At 53.4% G+C, this 21,562-nt stretch carries 18 protein-coding genes and 1 tRNA gene; all 19 read right to left on the reverse strand.

Annotation, left to right across the window (positions count from 1 at the left end; translation table 11 throughout):
* Window positions 1-100 precede the first annotated feature (100 nt).
* Window positions 101-979 (reverse strand): lysophospholipid acyltransferase family protein, encoded by an 879-nt coding sequence (locus tag KJ869_07280; protein ID MBU1576993.1) that lies wholly within the window; start codon window positions 977-979, stop codon window positions 101-103.
* A gap of 172 nt (window positions 980-1,151) precedes the next feature.
* Complete coding sequence (locus tag KJ869_07285) at window positions 1,152-1,997, reverse strand: hypothetical protein (GenBank protein MBU1576994.1); 846 nt, start codon at window positions 1,995-1,997, stop codon at window positions 1,152-1,154.
* A 100-nt stretch (window positions 1,998-2,097) separates the two neighbouring features.
* Complete coding sequence (locus KJ869_07290) at window positions 2,098-2,433, reverse strand: hypothetical protein (GenBank protein ID MBU1576995.1); 336 nt, start codon at window positions 2,431-2,433, stop codon at window positions 2,098-2,100.
* Window positions 2,430-2,768 (reverse strand): hypothetical protein, encoded by a 339-nt coding sequence (locus KJ869_07295; GenBank protein ID MBU1576996.1) that lies wholly within the window; start codon window positions 2,766-2,768, stop codon window positions 2,430-2,432. Before KJ869_07295 ends, KJ869_07290 begins: the two co-directional genes overlap by 4 nt.
* A 103-nt stretch (window positions 2,769-2,871) precedes the next feature.
* Window positions 2,872-3,846, reverse strand: coding sequence for a KpsF/GutQ family sugar-phosphate isomerase (locus KJ869_07300; protein ID MBU1576997.1), 975 nt, complete (start codon window positions 3,844-3,846; stop codon window positions 2,872-2,874).
* Between the two features lie 184 nt (window positions 3,847-4,030).
* Window positions 4,031-5,722 (reverse strand): mucoidy inhibitor MuiA family protein, encoded by a 1,692-nt coding sequence (locus tag KJ869_07305; protein ID MBU1576998.1) that lies wholly within the window; start codon window positions 5,720-5,722, stop codon window positions 4,031-4,033.
* 187 nt (window positions 5,723-5,909) lie between these two features.
* Complete coding sequence (kdsA, locus tag KJ869_07310; protein MBU1576999.1) at window positions 5,910-6,737, reverse strand: 3-deoxy-8-phosphooctulonate synthase; 828 nt, start codon at window positions 6,735-6,737, stop codon at window positions 5,910-5,912.
* A 14-nt stretch (window positions 6,738-6,751) separates the two neighbouring features.
* Window positions 6,752-8,182: a tetratricopeptide repeat protein gene (locus tag KJ869_07315; GenBank protein MBU1577000.1), complete on the reverse strand. Its 1,431-nt coding sequence runs from the start codon at window positions 8,180-8,182 to the stop codon at window positions 6,752-6,754.
* A gap of 53 nt (window positions 8,183-8,235) precedes the next feature.
* Entirely contained in the window at window positions 8,236-8,529 is a 294-nt protein-coding gene (locus tag KJ869_07320; GenBank protein MBU1577001.1) for a hypothetical protein, read from the reverse strand.
* 683 nt (window positions 8,530-9,212) lie between these two features.
* The gene (locus KJ869_07325) at window positions 9,213-11,591 is read right to left on the reverse strand and encodes a hypothetical protein (GenBank protein ID MBU1577002.1); all 2,379 of its coding nucleotides are present in this window, start codon (window positions 11,589-11,591) and stop codon (window positions 9,213-9,215) included.
* Window positions 11,592-11,648: 57 nt separating this feature from the next.
* Window positions 11,649-12,713: a type I glyceraldehyde-3-phosphate dehydrogenase gene (gene gap, locus KJ869_07330; GenBank protein ID MBU1577003.1), complete on the reverse strand. Its 1,065-nt coding sequence runs from the start codon at window positions 12,711-12,713 to the stop codon at window positions 11,649-11,651.
* 190 nt (window positions 12,714-12,903) lie between these two features.
* The gene (locus KJ869_07335; GenBank protein MBU1577004.1) at window positions 12,904-13,557 is read right to left on the reverse strand and encodes a cytidylate kinase-like family protein; all 654 of its coding nucleotides are present in this window, start codon (window positions 13,555-13,557) and stop codon (window positions 12,904-12,906) included.
* A gap of 55 nt (window positions 13,558-13,612) precedes the next feature.
* The gene (locus KJ869_07340; protein MBU1577005.1) at window positions 13,613-14,767 is read right to left on the reverse strand and encodes a hypothetical protein; all 1,155 of its coding nucleotides are present in this window, start codon (window positions 14,765-14,767) and stop codon (window positions 13,613-13,615) included.
* A 604-nt stretch (window positions 14,768-15,371) separates the two neighbouring features.
* Complete coding sequence (gene fba / locus KJ869_07345; GenBank protein MBU1577006.1) at window positions 15,372-16,292, reverse strand: class II fructose-1,6-bisphosphate aldolase; 921 nt, start codon at window positions 16,290-16,292, stop codon at window positions 15,372-15,374.
* Between the two features lie 95 nt (window positions 16,293-16,387).
* The gene (locus tag KJ869_07350) at window positions 16,388-18,478 is read right to left on the reverse strand and encodes a diphosphate--fructose-6-phosphate 1-phosphotransferase (GenBank protein MBU1577007.1); all 2,091 of its coding nucleotides are present in this window, start codon (window positions 18,476-18,478) and stop codon (window positions 16,388-16,390) included.
* Between the two features lie 214 nt (window positions 18,479-18,692).
* Window positions 18,693-19,421, reverse strand: a complete 729-nt coding sequence (locus KJ869_07355; protein MBU1577008.1) for a ComF family protein — start codon at window positions 19,419-19,421, stop codon at window positions 18,693-18,695.
* Window positions 19,422-19,461: 40 nt separating this feature from the next.
* Entirely contained in the window at window positions 19,462-20,781 is a 1,320-nt protein-coding gene (locus KJ869_07360; protein MBU1577009.1) for a hypothetical protein, read from the reverse strand.
* Window positions 20,782-21,091: 310 nt separating this feature from the next.
* Entirely contained in the window at window positions 21,092-21,355 is a 264-nt protein-coding gene (locus KJ869_07365; protein MBU1577010.1) for a GIY-YIG nuclease family protein, read from the reverse strand.
* Window positions 21,356-21,400: 45 nt separating this feature from the next.
* Window positions 21,401-21,476, reverse strand: a tRNA-Phe gene (locus KJ869_07370).
* Window positions 21,477-21,562: the final 86 nt, after the last annotated feature.

Here is a 21,562-nt window from a genome sequence, read left to right on the forward strand (position 1 = left end):
TCATTATTTTATAAAATTTTTAGAAAGTTGAAATAAAAACCTAAACAATTGTATTACCATCCCATCACAACCGTATCCCCATCGTTTGACAATCATAAACTCACGGCTTTTCCTTCCACCGCAGATGCATCCACACCCACTGGGTGATGTCGCGCCGGATGAAATCCTCCAGCTGGCGGGTCTGCTCCTGGACCATGGCCCGGATCCGTTCCTCCTTGGGCAGTGATTGGTCAAAGGCGATGGCCGGTTTTACGGACAGCAAATATTTTCCATCGGGCTTGCGGAGGATGGCCAGCGGCACCACCGGGGATCCCGTCTTGTCAGCCAGGGCGGCCGCCCCCACCGGGGTGCTGGCCTGATGCCCGAAGAACTCCACATCTATGCTGGCCACCCGGGTGTCCTGGTCTATCAGTATTCCCACTGCATGGCCGTTTCGCAGGGCGCGCAGGGCGTCCTTGGCCCCGCTGTCCCGGTCGATGATGTTGACCCCCTGGCTGGTGCGCATCCTGGCCAGTATTCTGTCCAGCCGGGGATCGTAGACCCGCTTGCCGATGACGCTGATCTTGTAGCCATGGCGGGAGAACCAGGCCGGGATGAACTCCCAGCAACCGATGTGCCCGGTAATGACCACCAGGCCCTTGCCCAAATTATAGGCGGCATCGAAATGCTCCAAGCCCTCGACCTCCACCAGGTCGTTCAGCTGGTCATCAGTTATCCTGAAAAGGGTGAAGGCATCGGCCACCGATACCGCCACATTCCGGAAAACCTCCCGCCCCACGGCCTCGTGGTCCTTGCGCTCCGGAAAGATCAGGGCCAGGTTGAAGAGGGTTTTCCTTCTTTCCTTTTTCAGAAAGCGCCAGGCCAGGCCGGACAGCCCGGCGGCGGCAGAGACAGCCGCCCGTCTGGGAAGCATTTGAATGACAAAGAGAACTGCCCGGATGAGGATGTATTGTATATGGCGTCTTATTTTTTTTCGCACAGTTAAATTTACCACAGCCACATGCCCTTTTCAAGCTAAAAAGCGGCCTTTTTTAATAAAAAGGCCGCTTGATAAAATCCGAAGTCTTTTATAACGATTTATCTGTCAATAAATTAGAGAAACGTAATTCCCCATGTCAATAGCACAGCAAAATTTATACCAGAAATATGTTTTATTGCCCCATAACCGCATCCAAATATTTATTCATTCTTTCGTCGCGGCTCGGTTCCTTATGCTCCACCTTGGGAGTAGTTATGCCTTTTGGCGGTGTGCCAACATAAAAATATATATCATCATACATACCTTCGCCAACTAAAAAGCCTTTGATGGTTCCGGTCATGTTGCCGGTGGAGTTGGCTTGGGGCTTAGGACCCCGGTAAGGAAACACAACCGCATAAACTTCGTAATACTGGGCGTCGGGATAATTGAAATATGATGCCGGTAGGGTTATGCTATTTCCAGTGGTAATCGTATCTTTCCATCCCACCCAGTAAGAATAGTTGTATGAAGAATAAGCATACGCATAATAATAAACCATATACCATTCTGCCCGGGTCGCAGTTGCCCAAGTGCAAGTTACGGAACCGATTGGTAGGATGCTGCCAGAAGTTGGAGCATTTATATAGGCGCTGTCCGGCAATGCCATTGAGCCCTGACAATTGCCAACGTTAGATGTAACCGTTAAAGTTAACACGGTATCCTTAAATTGATGAGAATAACCCAAGTCTGCGTCCCCAAATAATTCGATATAACCTATCCAAACATATTTGTCTTGAAAAACAAGAGAGGTCTTGGCCCCGCCCCAACTAAGTGTTGCGTTTGATAAAGAAGTGTCCGCCGTTGGATCCGACACTAATGTTACCAAGCCGCCAGAATTGCCAATAAAACATATCGCTGTTTTTGATACGGTTACCGTAGTAGTGGTGCTGGTCGGCGTTTCCGTCTTGCTACAACCCCAAAATAAGCCTGCCATAAAGAGCAGAACGACCATGGATTTCATCCCTTTGGCTTTGCACACTTGCTGGCTCCTTTTTAAAGTTATGTTAAAAGGTTTTCTACAATTAAACTAATATTACACTATTAATCCTACGGTGTCAATATATTTACTTACTATATTTTTACTTATTCACCCTGGCAGCATAGTTAAAGGCATAAAAATATTTATGCCACAACTCGTCCGAGGAAGAATAGCTATTATCAAAATAAAAATAATCAACCAACACCTCATAAAGCCTACCCAATTCTTTTAGTTTTTTTACATTGCGTGCATCGGATTTAGTTAATTCCAACAGTTCAAGGGCGCGGTTAATGGCCATTCTGCTGTATTCTTGGTTGTCTTTGTTCTTCCAGTTTATGGCCCGCTCCACCTCGCTGCCGATATTGGCCATTTGCTCCATAAAGCTTAACGTGGACCACCTCCCGGCCGCCAATTCCTTATGCTGGTATCCGCTCATTTCACCAACCTTGTCACAACTTCTATGATCTTTTCCCTGGTTTCCTTGTCATCAACTCCACGGCTTAGATTATTATGCGATGGTCTTAAATTTATCATGGAATCAAATTCTATAAACCCCTCGCCCTCTATTTCAGGATAGATATTTATTCCCCAAAGGTGCTTTTGCTCTGATCCGTTTTCCAGTAAAAGCCCCTCTTCGTCGGAATGAAGTTCCCCGCCCACGGCCATAATGCCTTTTTCCACGTCAACCACGGCTTTGACCATATTGCCGAACATGGCTTTGGCCATATTCCCCAGTTCGGCTCGTGTAATTGACGTTTCAATTATTTTTATCATATCTATTCCTTATAATCTAATATCTAAACCATTATATCAATTCCCTGTCATCTGATCCCTGTTTCCCGTCCCCTGTAATCTAATATCTAATCCCTAACATCTATAAGACTCCCGCCTGCATGATATCATGCAGATGGATGATCCCCACCGGCTTCTTCTCCTTGTCCACCACCAGCAGGGAGGTCACCCGGTGGTCCTCCATTATCTTGGCGGCCTTCACCGCCAGGCGCTCCTGATCCACCGTCTTGGGGTTCTTGCCTATCACCTCGTCCACCTTTAAGGAAAAGATGTCGTTGGTCTTGGCCAATAGCCGCTTCAGGTCGCCGTCGGTGATGATGCCCAGCAGTTTGCCCTTCTCATCAACTACCGAAGTAACTCCGCGCTTGGCGGTCATCTCTATCAGGGCCTCCTTCATGCCCGATCCGCTGGCGACTATGGGGACATCCTTGCCGGTCAGCATCAGGTCGGACACCTTTAGCAGCAGCCTTTTGCCCAAGCCGCCGCCGGGATGGAAACAGGCAAAATCCTCCGGGCTGAAATTGCGCTGGTCCAGCAGGGCCACAGCCAACGCATCGCCCATGGCCAGGGCGGCGGTGGTGCTGGAGGTGGGCACCAGGTCATGGGGGCAGGCCTCTTCCTTTACGGATACATCCAGCACCACGTCGGACAGCCCGGCCAGCGGGGAATCCAGCTTGCCCAGCAGGGCGATTATCTTGACCCCCACCCGCTTGAGCACCGATAACAGTTCGTACAGCTCGTCGGTCTCGCCGCTCTTGGAGATGATGATGGCCGCGTCGCCCTTACGCACCAACCCCAGGTCGCCGTGCAGGGCGTCGGTGGGATGCAGGAAAAAGGCCGGCGCCCCGGTGGAGGTCAGGGTGGCGGCTATCTTCTGTCCGATCAGGCCGGACTTCCCCACCCCGGTGACGATCACCTTGCGCTTGATGTTGAACAGGATTTCCACCGCCTGATCGAAATTGCCATTGAGCCGGTCGGCCAGGTCGTTCAGGGCCTGCGCCTCGGTTTTAATGACCTTCTTTCCCAGATTGACTATGCTTTTCTTGTTGCTCTTCATCTTCCTACTTTCTTTATTGAACCGCTAATGCGCTAAAACAAATAAATGATATCACTGATTTTCCTATTGTCAGTCCCATGAGACTTGTCCTCGACATAGATCGGGGAATGGGAATCCAGGCATTTGACCTCTCCCCGTCCCTCTCCTAAAGCATTAGGAGAGGGAGACGAAAGTAGGGTGAGGTCTACAGCCCCGTTACGCTGACCCCGCTGGGATATTCCAGGATGTACTCCAGTTCCATCTCCGTCTTCTCCTGCGGGCCCAGCTCCATCTTCCATTCTATCAGACCGTTGGCCTTTTCCTTGATCCCGAATTCCAGCTTCTCGTCGTCGAACTTTGGCGACACCAGTTTGACCTTGATCTTATCGTTGCGCGACACCGGATACTGCTCGTTGACCGTCAGTATCTCCTTGGTCTTTTTAAGGTTCTTGACCGTCACCTTGTAGCCGTAGGTCTTCTTGATCTTCTTGCTTCCCTCGGTCAGGTCCTTCACCTTCTGCCGGGTGATCTTGATGCCCTCGTCTATGCCCAGCGAGACGTCGAACTTCTCCGAGGGGATGACGGTGTTGATGGCCGAGCTTCCCACGAAATTGTTGCCGAAGAAGACGTTGATGTCCCCGGCGATGAAGGGATATTCGGTGGAATTCTTGACCTTGCCCTGCAGGTAGGCATACTGCTTCAGGCGGGGGGCCGAGGAGTATTCGAAATCCGCCTTTAAAGTCTCGAAGGCGATGGGTATCTTATGCGGCTCGCCGTCCGAGGGGATGTTGTTCTCACCCGGGGTCTGGTAGACATAGGAGGTGCCTGTGAATTCCACATCCGACGTTGACAGGGATGTATTTACAACACCAGATGCGGCCTCGCCATATTCTGCATTAAAACCACCTGTTATAGCTATTTGCTCTGCAGGGGCTTGTTGCATTTGCTTGCTGTAGGCAATATTCTGTTTGGCCCTTTGCGAGGCCTGCCCCTTCTGGTAGTACTGCTGGTAGACGTCGACATACCAGGGCTTGAGGGCCGGCATGGCGCCGGAGATGGACGGCTGAGCGGTGGACAGCGTTACTTTGACGTTCTTCCAATCCTCGCCGGTGTTCTGGTATATCACCCCGTAATAGGTGAACTCCACCTCCTTGTTCTCCGGCGACACCCGGATATCGTACTGGGGATGCCAGGAGGCCCCCATCATCATGTAGCTGAGGCTCAAGGCCAGGCTGCCCTCCTTTTTGACAGTAAAGCTGACGCTCACGTTCTTCTTGGTCAGGTTGGCCCCGGCCGATATCTTGTGCAGACGGTTCTGCAGAGCGTTCAGCTTTGCCTGAAGGACCTTTTTGCTCTTCTCTATGTTCCGCTGTTCCTTGTTTATCGCTTCGAATTTGGCGTCGTAGAAATTATACAGCCCGGTCCACTCGCTGACCGTGGTGGATTTGGGCTTTTCGGATTCCCTGCCTGAAGGCACTGCAGTGCTGGCATTCTTTATCTTTTCCAAATAATCGGCCTCCTTCTGCAGCAGGCTGTAACGGTCGTCGTATATCTTCTGCTGTTCTTTGAGCTGTTCCACCGAATCCTCCAGGGCCTTGTACTTCTGGTTGGTGGTGGTGTCTAAGTACACCGTCTCGATCTTCACCCCGTTTATCTTGACCTCGGCCGTGCCGCTCCCGGAGGCCCGCACCGAGTTCTCGTCCAGCGAGGACGGCAAGTCGGTCATTTTGAACTGATACTCCCCCGGCTGATAGCCGGTCTTGTGCATCCGGGTTATCTCCACCCGGTCGTTATAGATGACCACCTGTGAGATGGGGGTCTTTTGCTCGATGGTCTGCAGGGCAAAGGCGCTGACAGCGATCAGCACCAGGGCTGAAATGAGTGTGATCTTTTTCATTATTTACTCCTTTGGTTTTGGCTGCATGATTTATTTTTTGTCATACCTGCGAAGGCAGGTATCCATGGGCCTGGATTCCCGCTGTTGCGGGAATGACATTTTAGCTTCAAGTACTTTCCTTGTGCCCTGAGAGCCACTAGTAAAAATAAGATGCGTGAACCCCGTAAAAGCGGGGGTGTCTTTGTGGTTAAACGTGCTTCCTGACCACCTGATCCAATTCGATCAGGCTCTCCAGCAGCCGCTCCAACTTCGACAGTTCCAGCATGCTGGCCGCATCGCACTTGGCCTCGCAGGGTTTGGGGTGGGTCTCGATGAAGATGGCGTCACAGCCGCAGGCCACCCCGGCCCGGGCCAGCGGTTCGATGAACTCAGGGCTACCTCCGGCCGGATCGCTGGACGGTTTGCCGTACTTGCGAATGGTGTGGGTGACGTCGAACACCACCGGATAGCCCAGCGAGCGCATTATGGGCAGGGACTTGAAATCAACCACCAGGTTGTGGTAGCCGAAGCAGCTGCCCCGCTCGGTCAGAAGAATGTTGGTATTGCCGGCCTCCTCGATCTTTTTGACGATGTGCCCCATGTCCTCCGGGGCCAGGAATTGTCCCTTTTTTATGTTGACCACCTTGCCGGTCTGGGCAACTTTTAATGTCAGCTCTGTCTGCATGCACAGGTAGGCCGGGATCTGGATGATGTCCAACACCTGGGCGCAGGCAGCCACCTCCTCGGGATAGTGGACATCGGAGAGTACCGGTACATCAAACTGTTTTTTGACCTTTTCCAGCATTTTCAACCCGACCTCCAGTCCCGGCCCCTGATAGCTCTTGGCCGACGAGCGGTTGTCCTTTTTGTAGGAGGCCTTGAACACCAGGCCTATCTTCAGCTTTTCGGTGATCCTTTTTATCTCCTCGGCGGTCCTCATCACCACCGATTCGTCCTCCAGCACGCAAGGCCCGGCTATCAGGACCAGCGGATTTCCGTTGCCTATCTTCACGTTCTTAATGATCAGTTCTTTCATTGTTCCCTTTTATTTTATTTCACGGATGATTGCAGTTCTTTCAGCCGGTCCCGGTAATCGATATTGCCCGATTTCTGCCAAAGCTCCCGGTAAAGGTCGGCGGCGGCCTCCCTGTTTGCCTCCTGGCCGGTCAGTTTGAAAAGATGATAGTTTATTTCCGCTTTGTATTTATCTGCCGGGGCATCCGGCAGTATGGAGTCCAGACCGGCAACGGCTCCGGGCCTGTCGTCCATTGCCAGCAGCAGGTTCTCCAGTATGCCCGCTTTTATGATCACATCTTGGCAGTTGGTTTCCATAGCCAGTCCCAGGGCCTTTTGATTATTCTCCCGGGCAAGCTGGTAACGCCCGGTCTTAAAATAATGGCCGGCCAGAAAATAATAGTTCTGCGACAGCTGGAATTTATTCTCGGTCTTTTGGGCAATGCCCGCCCCCTTAATAAAATATTCCTCGGCCTGCTCTATCCGTCCCAGCCTGGTTTGCAACTTTCCCATGTTGGCCATCAGGACCGCCAGGTTCTCCATATTGCCCAGTTCTTCGGTCAACTCCAGGGCTTTGTCAAAATACTCCTGGCTGGCCCGGTAGTTCCCCAGGAACATCTCGGTGACACCCATGTCGTCGCAGGCCACTATCAGCCCCGGCTTGTCCCCAAGCTCCAGGGAGATTTCCCGATATTGCCTGAAGAAATTTTTGGCCTTTTCCAATTCGTCCATCTCAAAATAGAGGGAACCTATGTTTCCCAGGGCATAACTTATTACCTGCTTGTTCCCCTGCCGCTGGGCCATCTTCAGGTAGCGGGTGCAATAATCCAGAGCCTTGGGGTAATCGCCGTTCTCCTGATAGATCATACCGATATTGCCCACCGAGATGGTCTCGGTCTCCTGGTCGCCCAGTTCCCGGGAGATGTCCATGGCCTTTTGATAGTGTTCTATAGCTTGGTTGAAATCGCCTTTTTCGTAATACATGATGCCCATGTTCCCGATGGCCCGGCTGATCCCCTGCTTCCACCCCAGCTCCTCGGCGTATCGCAGGGATTCGCCCAGGCATTCCAAGGCACGGTTAAAATCCCCTCGGTTATGGTAAATGTTGGAGATGTTGCACAGCACCCGGCCCTGTCCCCTTTTGTCCTCGGTGTTTCTAAAGATCTCCAGGGATTTATCGAATAATTCGCCGGCCTCCGAATACTCCCCCTGGTTGACCTTCAGGCTTCCCAGCCGGCTGTAGGCCTCGGCAATTATCCTCTTGTCCTCGAACACTTCCAAGGCCTTCAGGGAGCGCCGCAACAAGACCCCCATCTGGTTCCATTCGCCGATTATTTCCAGGGTGTCGATCTTTCGGTCGATTATTTCGTAAGGGTAATAAGCGCCGGATCCGGCCGACTCCAGCCAGAGCATCGGTCTCTTGTATCTGGGGCTTTTCTTAAAGCTGTCTTGGGAGCCGCTGTTCATATCCGGTCAATCTGATATATTTGTTTATCTGGTGTCCGGCCAAAACCCGATGGCTATTTTTTTAATTTGATGGACAATCGCCCGGCATAGACTCCGATGAACGCCGGGATCAGGGCCAGCAGGGAGAAGAACAGGTTTTGCTTGAAAGCCGGCATCCAATCGAACATCAGCGCCAACAATTGCAGCAGAAACGGTCCGAATCCCAGTGAGAAGGCCAGGCTACGGGGATGCCGTTCGAAGAAATGTCCTAAAGCTGCACCGCCAAACAACACCAACAAGGCGGTCAACACCCAGCTGACATGAAGAAGATCGAGCCACCCGGCCAATAGTCCTACGACGGTGGCCATAAGATAGTCTTTGTTTTGTTGAAAATAATTACTCGGCATAACTCTCTTTTAATATTATATTTTTCTGGTTTTTAGTGTTTTCGAAATTGCTTCAGCAATATCTTTACTGTTCCTTTCTTATGACTAAGAAAGGAACCAAAGACGCCGTCCTGAGAGGGACATCATGCCTGCCTTGTCGAAGGAAGTCTTTGCCGCCCAGCTCCGTGGATAGCAAGGCCTACGCCCCGGCAGTCATTGAACCAGAACAAGCAGGATGTTCATGACACAATGACTGCTTTATCGGGGCTGAAGTGTGAGCCGCTTCACTGAAAGGCTGACCCCACCCACACTCCCTCCCCGCAGCGGGGAGGGAAGCCGCCAGGCAGGGAGAGGTTGGGTCGCATCAGCGCTGCTGCCTGGCAAAAGCTGCCGTTAAGAATGTTTTGCCTGCGGGTGCCGTGTTTCGTGATCAAGACATTTAGGCAGCTGGTTTTGGGGCTCCAGGGCAGCGGTGCAGCGAAAGTTCTCCCTTCGTCAGCCAAATATTGATATAACTCAGGGCATGCTTTGGAGCTTTCTCTTCAAAGAGAAAGCGGATGAAGAAGCTAAGCCTCAAAGAACCGGAATTCTACCATTGCAACACTACAATTTACAAATATTACATGCTACAAACTGTATATCAACCTCATTTAGGGTCAAATTTATTAATTCAGCAAAATCAGAACCAATGCCAGGCTCATCACCGTAAACAATATGGCGGTGGCCAGCTTGACCCCGGCCACCGAAGCTTGAGCCCATCCGGCTATGGTCTTGGAGGACACCCCCCAGAAAACGATGACAAAGGTAATGATCATCGGCACTTCGAACATCAGGTTGTATAACAGCAGATAGCCGTAGGCCTGATATTTTGCAGAAGATATCTGGCTGACGAAGGCGATGGTGGGCAGGTATACCTGCCCGGTGCAGGCGAACTCCAGCACCGAGGTGATCAGCCCCACCATAAAAGCTCCGCCGATAAGCCCGCCAGCCCCCATCCGATCGCGGATCACCTTATGAATGCGCTGTTTGGTTTTGGTGGATAACTGCAGATCCATGCCGGACAGGTCGCCTTTGCGCGCTTTCAGATAATCCCTGAAATTATAGACCGCCAGAACAAGACCGGCCACAACGGCCGTCCAGTATAATATACGACTAAGTAACGGCAGGGCTTTCAATGATAGCAGGAAGGACAGCCCGCCGACGCCGATCATAAAATATACCAGGAAATCGGCCAGGGTGTAAGAGATGCCCACCGCCAGGATCTCCCAGCGTTTACGGCCCACAAAGGCCAGGTAGGAGATGAAGAACACCAGCACCGCCAGCGAACAGGGATTGATGCCATCTAGCAGGCCGGCCCCCATCACCCCCAGCACGCCGAAGGACTTGAAACGCTCGAAGATGCTCTGGCCGGCCTGGGTTGTATATTTTTTGGCATCCTCCCAGGGGACCCGCTTGGTGCCCTTTGAATGTTTGGCGATCAGGGCGGCCAGGGAAGCGTCATTTATCTGCTCGCCTATCAGATTATCGTCCCCGATGTAAGCGCTGGGGGCTATCATTCTCTTGTTGCCTGGAAGATCGTATAGTATCCCCATGGCCTCGATGACGACCTTATCCTCCCTGGCCTGGAGGTCGAATTTTTTGACCGCCAGGTTGGGATATTCCGCCTGCAGGGCTCTCAGCATATACTCGGCCCGGCCGCACTTTTGGCAGCGCAGATCGGTGACAAAGGCCAGATAGATGCTGTCAACCAACACCGTTTCCATCATCTGTCCAGGCTTCCTGCCGGTCATTTCCCGCGTTGCCGGGCTATTGGATTTCGGCTTCTCCATCGATCCCCGGCTTATGGCTTCCTTGATCAGCTTTTCCAGTTCTTTTTCTATCTCCCCTATCCCGCCTAATATCCTGTCGTTTATGACCACCGCCGGTATCTGATTGTTCCGGTCATTAAGCAACCTCTCGTAACCCAGTAGCAGTTTGTATTCGCCGGGATCGTTGACGTCGTGGTATTGGATTTTCAGACGGCCGGAATATTGGCGGGATATCCTGGCAAAGAGGCCCTTCTCCAGATCCTTGCAGTCCGGACAGTCAGGGGCCACGAAGATATGGACCACCGCTTTGTCGGGCTTTAGGGCGATATCCGGCTGGCTGGCATAGGCGTGATCCGGGCCGGGCCCGATTATCTTAAAGATGTCCCTGTGGTCCGGCAGATCGGAAGTGATGCCGGACAGCCCGGACTCGGCCAGGGCCCATTTGCCCGAGGTTTTGCTAAGGATGGTCCTGGTCAGGCGCCTGCCGCTGGCCCCGGATTCTACTATCGGCACCCCGTTGCCGTAATGCGGCTGCTCCAGCTGGGTCTGGCTGTGGCCCCCGATGATCAACGAAAGCTCTGGGAATTTTTTGGCGATCTCAAGCTCTTCCTCAAAGCCCAAGTGAGAGAGCAGTATAAATAGATCAACTTTGTTTTTTAAACTGTCGATCAGGACCCTGAGGGTCGAATCGGGCGGAAGGATCTTGATCCCCTCCAGTTTTTCCCGGGGATAATATTTCAGGGTTTTATCGGATATCAGCCCGATCAGGGCTATTTTAGTTTTAGCCCGGCCAAAGGTGATCACCCGATAGGCCTCGGTTATCGGATCGCCCTGATACAACAGATTGGCAGAGAGAAAGGGCACGGTAAATTTGCCCTTGAGGCCTAAAAGATACTCGCCCCCCTTGGCCAGTTCCTGGTCGCCGATGGCCACCGCCTGGTAGTCCATGGCCTGATAGCAAGCCAGCATCAAGGAGTCGTCAGCCCGATCGGAACTAAGGCCGAAGATATCGCCCGATTCCAGCAACAGATATTCCCGGCCGCCGGCCATTTTTTTAATCAGCGTGGCCTGCTTGGCCAATCCGCCCTTGGGTTCGCTGGGGCAGCGGCAGGGGAAAAGATGTCCGTTGGTCGAATTGGTCTGGAATATCTGCAATTCCTGGGCTGCGCCATTGGAGAAAAAAGAGAGCCCGGCGAAAATTATTGTGAGAATCGTTATTCTAAAATTCTTTTGCATGGATACAAATACGGCGCCGCACAACACAGAGCTATGCGGCGCCTTTTAAGCCTCCGGTTACATTTTTTCAATCATCAGTTTGGCCAGCTCGGCAATCCGGTAGGAGTATCCCCACTCATTATCGTACCAGCTGACTATCTTGAAGAACCGTTTCTCGCCTTTGAGATTGTTCTGCAGGGTGGCTAAGGAATCGTAGATGGACGAGCGCTTGTCATGGATGAAGTCGGTGGAAACCATCTCCTCGTCGGCGTACCCCAGGATATTCTTCAGATAGGTCTCCGAGGCCTTTTTCAGCAGGCCGTCTATGGCCTCGATGGAGGTCTCCTTCTCGGAGCGGAAGGTCAGGTCCACCACCGAAACGTCGGCGGTGGGCACCCGGAACGACATCCCGGTCATCTTTCCCTTGACCGCCGGGATGGCCTCTCCCACCGCCTTGGCGGCCCCGGTGGAGCTGGGGATGATATTTATGGCCGCCGCCCTGCCCCCCCGCCAGTCCTTTTTGGAGGGCCCGTCCACCGTCTTCTGGGTGGCGGTGTAGGAATGGATGGTGGTCATCAGGCCGTTCTCAATCCCGATCCCCTCCTTCATCAGCACGTGGACCACCGGAGCCAGGCAGTTGGTGGTGCAGGAGGCGTTGGAGACGATATCATGCTTGGCCGGATCGTACTCTTTCTCGTTGACCCCCAGCACGATGGTCTTGACCTCGCCCTTGCCGGGTGCGGTGATCAGAACTTTTTTGGCCCCGGCCGCCAGGTGTCCCTGGGCCTTGTCGGAATGGGTGAACAGGCCGGTGGCCTCAATCACCAGCTCCACTCCCAGGTCCTTCCAGGGTAGCTGGGCGGGATCTTTGGTGGCCATGATGCATTTGATCTTGTGACCGTTGACGATAATGACATCATCCTCAGCCAGCGAGGGGTCGCTCTTGGCGGTGCTGATCTCGCCGGGAAATTTTCCGTGGACCGAATCGTATTTCAGCTGGTAGGCAAAATATCTGGCATCGGTGGAGATATCCACCACCGCCACCACGTCCAGGGGGTTGCCCAGTATTTTCTGCTCCGCCATAGCACTGATCACCAAGCGGCCGATCCGGCCGAAACCGTTGATACCAATTTTTACACCCATAGTAGTCTCTCCTGTGTTTAAAGTTTTAGAGTTTATCTTTAAATAAGCTTTGGGCTAGCATAAACGTGCGAAAAGCTGCCAGACAAGGAACGCGAGTGAAGCGTATCCGTAGCGATACGGTAAATGAGCGTGACGCTGTATGGCGGTTTTGCAGTCGTTTATGCCCAAATTGTTATTTGAGGATAAGCTCTTATATTAGTTTTATGGCTTCCTTGACGATGGCGATGATCCCCTGGCTTTTTATCCTGGCGGTATTGATCATCAGATGGTACAAAGCGGGGTCGTTCCAGTCCCGCTGGTAGAAATCCTTGATGTAGGACGAACGGGCCTTGTCCTTTTTGTGTATCAGGTCCTTGGCTTCTTTCTCGCCGACGGCCTGCTTTTCCATCACCCGCTTGATCCGGTAATCCAGGGGCGCAGCCAGCCGCAAGTGCAGGCAGCCCGGTTTGTCGAACAGGAACACCTGGCTCCCCCGGCCCACCAGCACCACACTCCCCTTGCTGCAGAGATTCTCCATCATGGCCTGAGTGAACTTGAGATATTGCTCGGCATCGAAGAAATCATATCCCGCCGGCAGGATCCCCGGCCCGGCCATCGGCAGTTCGAACCCCAGCCCGGAGTAGAGAGAGGGATTGGCCAGCAGCAGTCCGTTCAGGTACTTGCTCATGGAATCGTAGTCCTCCTGGTCGAATTTCTCCACCTTCTCCGCCGTCACCTTGGCGTTCTGGGCCACCTTGACAATCATGGCCTTGTCCACCAGTTCATAACCCAGGGCCCGGGCGAGGTCCTGGGATATCTGCTTGCCGCCGGCCCCGTGTTCTTTGGATATGGTGATCACCGGCATATGGCTCTCCTTAAAATTGAATTATAAGCTTTTCCGGGCAAATATGGTTTTATATTTATCTGTTTTTGAGCAGAACCCCGATCCCGCCGTTGGCCTCCAACTCCCGGGCCCCCTCCACGAATTCCACTTTGACCCCGTGTCTCAGGGCCAGGCCCACCATCTCCTCCTTCATGTCCGGATCTTTGTCGATGGCCTTGCCGCCGCAATAGATGCATACCTTGGGTTTGCCCAAGGCCCCCAGCATCAGGCAGTCGGCGCATTGCCAGCCCTGCCCGGAATATTTTTCCGTTATCACCAGGGTTTCGGCCCGGCCGTCCTGCAGGGCAGACAGAATGGCCCTGGTGCCCAGCAGTGCCCGGCCCCCCTTGCTTTTGGCCAGCACCACGGCATCCCGGGCGATCCTCTGGGATTCCTGATTCTCCAAGTCCTTGAACAGCTTCAGAGATTCATCCAGCACCTTTTTATTAGGCGATTTGATATCGAATTTGGCGGTGGTGATCACCTTGTTCTTTAGCGCGGCCGGCAGCTGCCTGTTGATCTCGGCCAAAGTTCCGTTCTCAGCGGCCAGCAGCAGATGGGCGATGTCGCCGTTGAAAAATCTCTGAGCCTCCCGGATGGTACTTTTGATATGTTTGGCCCTGAGGTCCTTCAGATGCCGCTGATGTTTCTCGTCGGACAGGCCCAGCCGACCCTTCCTGGTCTCGTAGCCCTTGGCCGAGATGTCGTCGGCCGCGGTGATTATGTCGGCCTCCTCCTCCAGATGGCCCAGATATATCTTCAGCATTCTGGCCTGCTTCTCGTCGCTGATAATTACGCCGTAAGGGTAGTAATTATCGGACATCCTGGCCAGGGGGTAGATGAAAGGCACCCGGGACACTATCACCCGGTTGGTCAGGGGAAGCACCGTCTGGAAGGTCTTGAATATTTTCTTGTGCTGGGATATGAAGATAGCGGCCCCTTTGCTCTCCGGCTTTAGTTCCCCCTCCAAATAACGGTTGATCTCCCTGACGTCAATCGGGAAGGTTTTCGCTTCGGGGCTGTGCGGCTTTAAGCTTTTTTCTATCTCGCTGAATTTCTTCTTGAGAAAAATATTGTAATTCCTTCGGCCCTTGCCATCCGGGGTGGCGTTAACATAGACGCTCAGCACATAGCCCTCGCCGGGCTGCATCTTAGTCAGTTCCCGAAGTGATTTTTTGATATCGGTACTCATGATGTTCACGCTCCTTTTCTGTTTAATTATTGAATTCAGGCAATCTAAAAAGGACGTTAATTGTCGCCCAATACCATTCCTCCTTAAAATATTATTACTAACCTTGGTAAATTTATTTTCGATAGCGTGATGCTGATGTCGCCTCAAAATTATCAGAGAGCATCCCAGAAGACGCCGTTAATAATTTGTCAGTGAACAGGACTTCTACCTTTCTTTGTGTTTGACAAATTTAGGTGGCTTCGAGAAGCGCAGCGCCCGGATAATTTTTCAGCGACGAGCTTTTTTCTTTTTGGTTCTTTTTCATTTTGGCGGCACAAAAAAGAAAAAGAACAATAATAGAAAGCATCAGACGGTTTAAAAACGGATAATCTCCTCCTGCCCTTTCTGTCCGGGCAGAAAGGGCGAAAGACCCGCCGGGGGCACAGGGCTTAATGTTTAACTCAATGCTTATATAATCAACAATTTTGATGAAAAGAGCATTGGCTTCGGAGCATTGATCATTTTTGTATTGCTTTTGGCGTTATTCCGCACTGCGCCCCCGGACCCCCACTTGCCTACATTCACATCTGTAGCGAAAAAAGGGACGCCAAAGTAAAGATATTGTTTACGCCTTGCCGGCGCAGCCGAACAGTTTGACCTTGCCCTTGACCACCTGCTTGACCGCCTCCCGGGCCGGGCCCAGGTACTTGCGGGGATCGAACTCGGAAGGGTTCTCGGCAAAGACCTTGCGGATGGCCCCGGTCATGGCGATTCGCAGGTCGGTGTCTACGTTGATCTTGCAGACCGCCATCTTGGCGGCCCGGGCCAGAAATTCCTCCGGCACCCCGCGGGTGCCCGGCAGTTTGCCGCCGTACTTGTTGCAGATATCCACCAGATCGGCCGGAACCGACGAGGCCCCGTGCAGGACTATGGGGTACCCCGGAAGCAGGCCCTGGATCTTCTCCAGTCGCGGGAAGTCCAGGGTGGCCTCGCCCTTGAATTTATAGGCCCCGTGCGAGGTGCCTATGGAGATGGCCAGCGAATCGCATCCGGTCTTTTTGACGAATTCGACCACCTCGTCCGGGTCGGTGTAAACAGCCTCACGGGCCCCGGGCTCGTCGGAGGTGGAGGTCAGTTTGCCAAGCTCGGCTTCCACCGGCACTCCCTTGGCGTGGGCGTAGTCCACCACTTTTTTGGTGAGGGCCACGTTCTCCTCGAAGGGGAAATGCGAGGCGTCTATCATCACCGATGAAAAGCCGCCGTCCACGCAGGCCTGGCACAGCTCGAAGCTGTCGCCGTGATCCAGGTGCAACGCCACCGGGATGTCGGTGGTCTCCATGGCGGCCTTGACCAGGTGGATCAGGTATTCCTGACGGGCGTATTTGCGGGCCCCGGCCGATACCTGCAGGATCAGGGGAGAACGCTCCTCGGTGCCGGCGTCCACTATGGCCTGTAGCAGTTCCATGTTATTGACGTTGAAGGCCCCGACGGCGTACCCACCATCATAGGCCTTTTTGAACATTTCGCGAGTTCCGACTAAAGGCATGATATTCCTCCTGACATGGATTATAGTTTACTGTTTCGAACTCATCCTTTTGCCCTTCTCTTGGCAAGAGAAGGGTTGGGGGGTGAGTTGATTATTTATTCCTGCCCTTTCCCCTCAAGCTCCTTTAGCCTCTCCGCCCCCAGTTTCTCCAGCCGGTCGCCCAGGTTGCTGAACTCGGCCAGAAAATCCTTGAAGCTGTAAGAATCCAAAAACAGCACGCTGCCGTCGGTCCTGGCCACCACGTTGGCGGTCCGGGGCACATCGGTCAGCAGTGCGATCTCCCCGAATGGGTCGCCTTTCTTCAAAGTGGCCACCGGGGTCTTGTCGTCCTTGCCCATCACCTCCAGCTCGCCGTCCATCACGATGTAAAAGCACTGCCCCAGCTCGCCCCGGCGGATGACCACCTGTCCGGGTTTTATGTATAGCCGCTGTACCAGGCTCAAAAGATGAATGATGGCCTCCGGGCCCAGCTCGGAAAAGACATCGGAGTCCCGCAAAACATCCAGCCCCTGCAGGATATTAAGGATGTCCTCGCCCTGCTCCAGCGCCAGGGTCATGGTAGTGCGGTCGCAGACCTCGGCCGGCCCGAAATACTGGATGGGCCCGGGATAGATGTACTCATTGCCCTTGGCCCAGCCCTCCCGCTGGCGCACGAATTCCCTGAACGGTCCGCCGTTCAGGTTCACCAGGGCCTTCTTTATTACCGGGGCGTCCCGGCCCTGCCGGCGTTCCAGATTCATCATCATGGTCAGGGGAATGCCGCCCGCCACCCAGTTGCCCGGAGGCTCGGCCAGATTGGCCACCTGCGCCATATAGCCGGTCTTCCCGCAGGCCACCAGAGCCGCCGCGGCATAGCCCAGGCTGTAGCTGTAATCGGCGTCGAAATTGGAGGGTGCGGCGCAGCGCCCCTCGTAGCCGAAGAAATGGTTCTGGGGGCTGAACTTGCCGGAAAATTTTCCCTCGGCCTTCCATTCCCTCAGCAGGTCGCCGGCCATGTCGATCAGCAGTTTCTCGGTCTCGATCCGGGATACCTGGACGTTGCCGTGGGGATCGCGGTCCTCCAACAACTGCCACTGGATCTCCTGGGGGATCGAGGCGAAGGCCTGGGCCGACTGGGCGGTAAGGTTCTTGTTGATGAACTGGTGCTTGTCCTCTGGAGTGGGCAGGCCGTTGAAAAAGTTCTTGTGATCGGCCATCAGATCGTTCAGCTCGGCGATAAGTATTTTGATCTCCGGAATGAACTCTATCAGCCCCTCGGGGATCACCACCACCCCGTAATCCATGCCGTTCAGGGAGCGGTCCCGGACCACCCCGGCGATATATTCCACGATCTCCTTTAAGCGCTGGCCCTTGTCGGCCACCTCCTCGGAGATGATGGTGATGTTGGGATGGCACTGCAGGGCGCATTCCAGGGCGATGTGCGAGGCCGCTCGGCCCATCACCCGTATGAAATGCCAGTATTTCTTGGCCGACTGGTCGTCCCGCTGGATGTTGCCCAGCAGTTCGCAGTAGACCTTGGTGGCGGTGTCGAAGCCGAAGGAGATCTCGATCTGTTTATTCTTTAGGTCGCCGTCGATGGTCTTGGGACAGCCGATCACTTTTATATCGATATCCTTCTGCAGAAAATACTCCGCCAGCATGGCGGCATTGGTGTTGGAATCGTCGCCGCCGATAATGACGATGGCCCCGATCCCGGCCGAACGGCAGGTGGCTGCCGTCTGGTCGAACTGCGCCTCCTTCTCCAGCTTGGTGCGGCCCGAGCCAAAGATATCGAACCCCCCGGTATTGCGGTACTGGTCCATGATCTCTTCGGTCAGCAGCAGGTGCCTATTATTTATCAGTCCGCTGGGCCCCTCCAGAAAGCCGTAGAGCTCGCTCTTGTTATTGAATTGCTTTATAGCGTCGAACAGTCCGGCGATGACATTGTGTCCGCCGGGAGCCTGCCCCCCGGAAAGCACCACCCCCACCCTGATGGCCGGCAATTCGGTTCTCCCGGTAGTCTCAAAGGTCAGCAATGGAAGCCCGTATGTCCTGGGAAATCTTTCGTTGATGGCCTTCTGGTCGGACTGCGGCTCCGCCTGTTCTCCTTCCCGGGTTTTGACCGATGTCTCTTTTTGGATGAAAACTGGCGGCAGTTTGGGCTGGTAGTTAGACCGGTGCTTCTGCAGAATGGATATTTCTTTCATAAAAGACCCCTTATAAACTGTCAAATTTTAGTTTAGCACTACCCCACGGGCATGTCAACCGAAATCGGGCTTTTTGATTATCTGTCTGGATTCCCGCTTTAGCGGGAATGACCAGCCTTTGCCAAGTCTTCGGCTGGCAGGCAATAGAATAATTAATAAACTTCTCTGCGTCTCTGCGGTAAAACCCAAACCAGGCCCCCTTAAAATTACCCGATCACAACGGCGCGGCAGCCGCCGTCATAGCCAGGACCTCCCGGGCCCCGGCCAATAAAAGAGATTGACCACATGAGCCTATGGTGGCCCCGGTGGTCAACACGTCATCAACCAGTATTATGGATCTGTCTTTGATTCTGTCAGGATTATGCACGGCAAATATTCCTTCAACGTTCCTGAGCCTTTGTTCCTTGTTCAGGGTGGTCTGGGATCTGGTATGCCTGGCCCTGGTTACCAGGCCTTCCGGAGAGGGTATGCCCAGCGATTTTCCCAGCTGTTCGGCCAGAAGCTGGGCCTGGTTGTATCCCCGCTCCCTTTTCCGGGCTTTATGGAGCGGCACGGCCAGAACCAGGTCCGCTTTATTGTATCTTTGATCGGAGACAACGCATTTGGCCATCATGGCTCCCAGCCTTCGGGATACGCTTTTAGCATCCGAATATTTAAGCATGTGAACGGCATCGGACAGCGGGGCCTCAAAAGGCCCGAGGGTTTTAATATCGTTGCAGCCCCAGTCGGGAATGAGACAATGCTGACATAGAGATTCGGCTTCAGCCGCCGGCTGGCCGCAACGCTGGCACTGCCCGTTCTTCCAAATTTTGACCGTGCTCCAGCAGTCCTGGCAGATTCCGCCCGCCAGCCCTTCCGGAGCCCGCAGATGACAATGACTGCAAAAGGGAGGAAAGACGAAATTCGCCAGGCTGCCTAAAAAAGAGCTTATATGCCGGTACATGGCATTCATCCCGTAGAAAGATGACCTTTGGGGCCGGAATTTAGAAGTTGAACTTGACCGCCAGGCGGGGCGAGAATTTCTCCACCGACTTATAGTAGGCCGGAATGGTGTTCCCGGCATCGTCCTGGGTGGTCTTTTCGTAGGTCTTCAGGTAGGTCAGGTACAGCATCACATGGGAATACACCTGATAGCCGCCCTCCACCGTCACCAGGGTGTTCTCGTTATTGGTGAACAGGTCCTTGGTCCCGTTGATGCCCTTCTGATCGTAGGCCGCCCGTATCTCCATTTTGTTATTGGGGATCAGCTGGGACAGGTCCGTCCCGAAATGAAGCACGCCGCTATACGGTACTTTATGGATGGCCTGGTAGCTTCCCAGAATGGTCAGCTTGCCCACCAGGGTGGCCGCCAGTTCGCCGTAGGTCCCGTTGCGCTTCTCCGTCAGGTAATTCAGCATGTAGCTCTTCCAGACCGGGATGGTGTCGAACAACTGATAACGTTCCACCTCGTAGAAACGGTCAAAATACTGGGGCAGGTAGCGGGGGCCCAAAAATCTTTGCTCCAGTTTGGAGGACAAGATCAGGATATTCCCGGGGAATTTAAGGTCGGCCGAGATGCCCACAGCGTTGCCGGAGCCGAAGCTTTTGATCTTGGCAAAATCGTAATACAGTTGGGTATAAAGCAGGCTGGTGTTGATGATCGGCAGGCCCAGGTCGAATCCGAACACCGTCACCCCGTCGTCGGTACCGGATCTCTGGTCGGGATCCAGGTCGCTGGCCACCGTACCGCCCACCTCGAAATTCTTGAGGATCGGTATTTCGGTGGATTTGAGGGGCCGCACGTAGGCCCGGCCGCCGTAGATCTCGGCCCGCCCGAAGTTGGACACCACCGATTCGAAGCCGGCCATACCGAAGTCCAGGTCCAGCTCCATTCCTATCTTGCGGTCGGCATCGTTGACCTGGTTGCCATAGCGGTACATGATGGAACCGTGCCCCAAAGTGGCGGCATCCAACGCCCCGGCCCGCACATAGACCCGGTCGTGCTTATGCCCCCAGCGGGCATAACGGATTATCCGCACCCAGCGGCTCTTGGGGTTCCAGTCCTCCTTGCGAATGCCGTCGTTGTTGAATAGTAGGTCCACATCCAGACCCAGACCGATCTTGGAGAACGACAGTTCCGGAACCAACTGGACCCGGTAATACATATCGCCGTCTATCATCACCACTCCCAGCCCGCCCATCATCTGGGCGCCAAAAGCACTGGTGGCAGCCGGCTGATCGACCGGTTCCTCGGTCTGAGCCAAGGCAAATGATGCCGAAATAATCGTTAAAATCGTCAATAGAACCGAGATCCTTTTAGCCATTTTGTTTCTCCTTAAATTATTGCTGTTTTATAGATTACAGAGTGTTTGCTTAACTCCTAAAATTATACTATTATGGGCCTGCTCTGTCAATCTAAAAGGATAAAAAATTAAACATTTTCCCTGTCTTTAACCTGTGAGGCAGGCAGGCTTCCATGAGCTGGCTTGTAACTACCAGGAGATAAACGCCCGACTGTACAATATCATAAATATCTGCGTTAATCAGCGTCCTAAAAAAAGAACCGGGATATCACTCCCGGCTTTATTTATGTATATCATTGTTGCCAGCTGAGAACGGCCGACACACCCGACTTCATCGGGATGCTCTACCATTATCTACAAGCGCTTGAATAGCTTTATGGCTTTTAAGTGACTTTAATTGTCTTTCCCGTGTCATGGCAGTGATTTTATACGGCAATTCTTCTTTATAAACCAATGCCAGAGGCCTTCTATACTTTGTGGCATCGACCCCACCGGCGTTATGCTTGGCCAGACGTTTCTCAATATCGGATGTGCTCCCGATATAAAACCTACGGTCCTTTGCGCTTTGTAAGATATAGACAAACCATTTACCCATAACTGCACCTATAAACGAAGCCGGGATGTTACTCCCGGCTCTTTATGGTGCCACGGGACAGAGTTGAACTGCCGACACGGGGATTTTCAGTCCCCTGCTCTACCACCTGAGCTACCGTGGCTTAATTGTTGTTTTTGAACTGCCGCCACCCCCGATTTCATCGGGGTGCTCCACATCAGAAGCTACCGTGGCTAATTATTATTTGAA

This window comes from Candidatus Edwardsbacteria bacterium (genome assembly GCA_018821925.1).
Classification (GTDB): Bacteria; Edwardsbacteria; AC1; order AC1; family EtOH8; genus UBA2226.

What these genes read in the sequence shown, in the direction of transcription:
- KJ869_07320 (MBU1577001.1), bottom strand. Translation starts at nt 8,529, where the DNA reads ATGGCCACCGTCGTAGGACTATTGGCCGGGTGGCTCGATCTTCTTCAT.
- KJ869_07335 (MBU1577004.1), bottom strand. Translation starts at nt 13,557, where the DNA reads ATGCCGGTGATCACCATATCCAAAGAACACGGGGCCGGCGGCAAGCAG.
- KJ869_07305 (MBU1576998.1), bottom strand. Translation starts at nt 5,722, where the DNA reads ATGAAAAAGATCACACTCATTTCAGCCCTGGTGCTGATCGCTGTCAGC.
- KJ869_07290 (MBU1576995.1), bottom strand. Translation starts at nt 2,433, where the DNA reads ATGAGCGGATACCAGCATAAGGAATTGGCGGCCGGGAGGTGGTCCACG.
- KJ869_07340 (MBU1577005.1), bottom strand. Translation starts at nt 14,767, where the DNA reads ATGAGTACCGATATCAAAAAATCACTTCGGGAACTGACTAAGATGCAG.
- KJ869_07315 (MBU1577000.1), bottom strand. Translation starts at nt 8,182, where the DNA reads ATGAACAGCGGCTCCCAAGACAGCTTTAAGAAAAGCCCCAGATACAAG.
- KJ869_07300 (MBU1576997.1), bottom strand. Translation starts at nt 3,846, where the DNA reads ATGAAGAGCAACAAGAAAAGCATAGTCAATCTGGGAAAGAAGGTCATT.
- KJ869_07360 (MBU1577009.1), bottom strand. Translation starts at nt 20,781, where the DNA reads ATGGCTAAAAGGATCTCGGTTCTATTGACGATTTTAACGATTATTTCG.
- kdsA (MBU1576999.1), bottom strand. Translation starts at nt 6,737, where the DNA reads ATGAAAGAACTGATCATTAAGAACGTGAAGATAGGCAACGGAAATCCG.
- fba (MBU1577006.1), bottom strand. Translation starts at nt 16,292, where the DNA reads ATGCCTTTAGTCGGAACTCGCGAAATGTTCAAAAAGGCCTATGATGGT.
- KJ869_07365 (MBU1577010.1), bottom strand. Translation starts at nt 21,355, where the DNA reads ATGGGTAAATGGTTTGTCTATATCTTACAAAGCGCAAAGGACCGTAGG.
- KJ869_07350 (MBU1577007.1), bottom strand. Translation starts at nt 18,478, where the DNA reads ATGAAAGAAATATCCATTCTGCAGAAGCACCGGTCTAACTACCAGCCC.
- KJ869_07325 (MBU1577002.1), bottom strand. Translation starts at nt 11,591, where the DNA reads ATGCAAAAGAATTTTAGAATAACGATTCTCACAATAATTTTCGCCGGG.
- KJ869_07355 (MBU1577008.1), bottom strand. Translation starts at nt 19,421, where the DNA reads ATGTACCGGCATATAAGCTCTTTTTTAGGCAGCCTGGCGAATTTCGTC.
- gap (MBU1577003.1), bottom strand. Translation starts at nt 12,713, where the DNA reads ATGGGTGTAAAAATTGGTATCAACGGTTTCGGCCGGATCGGCCGCTTG.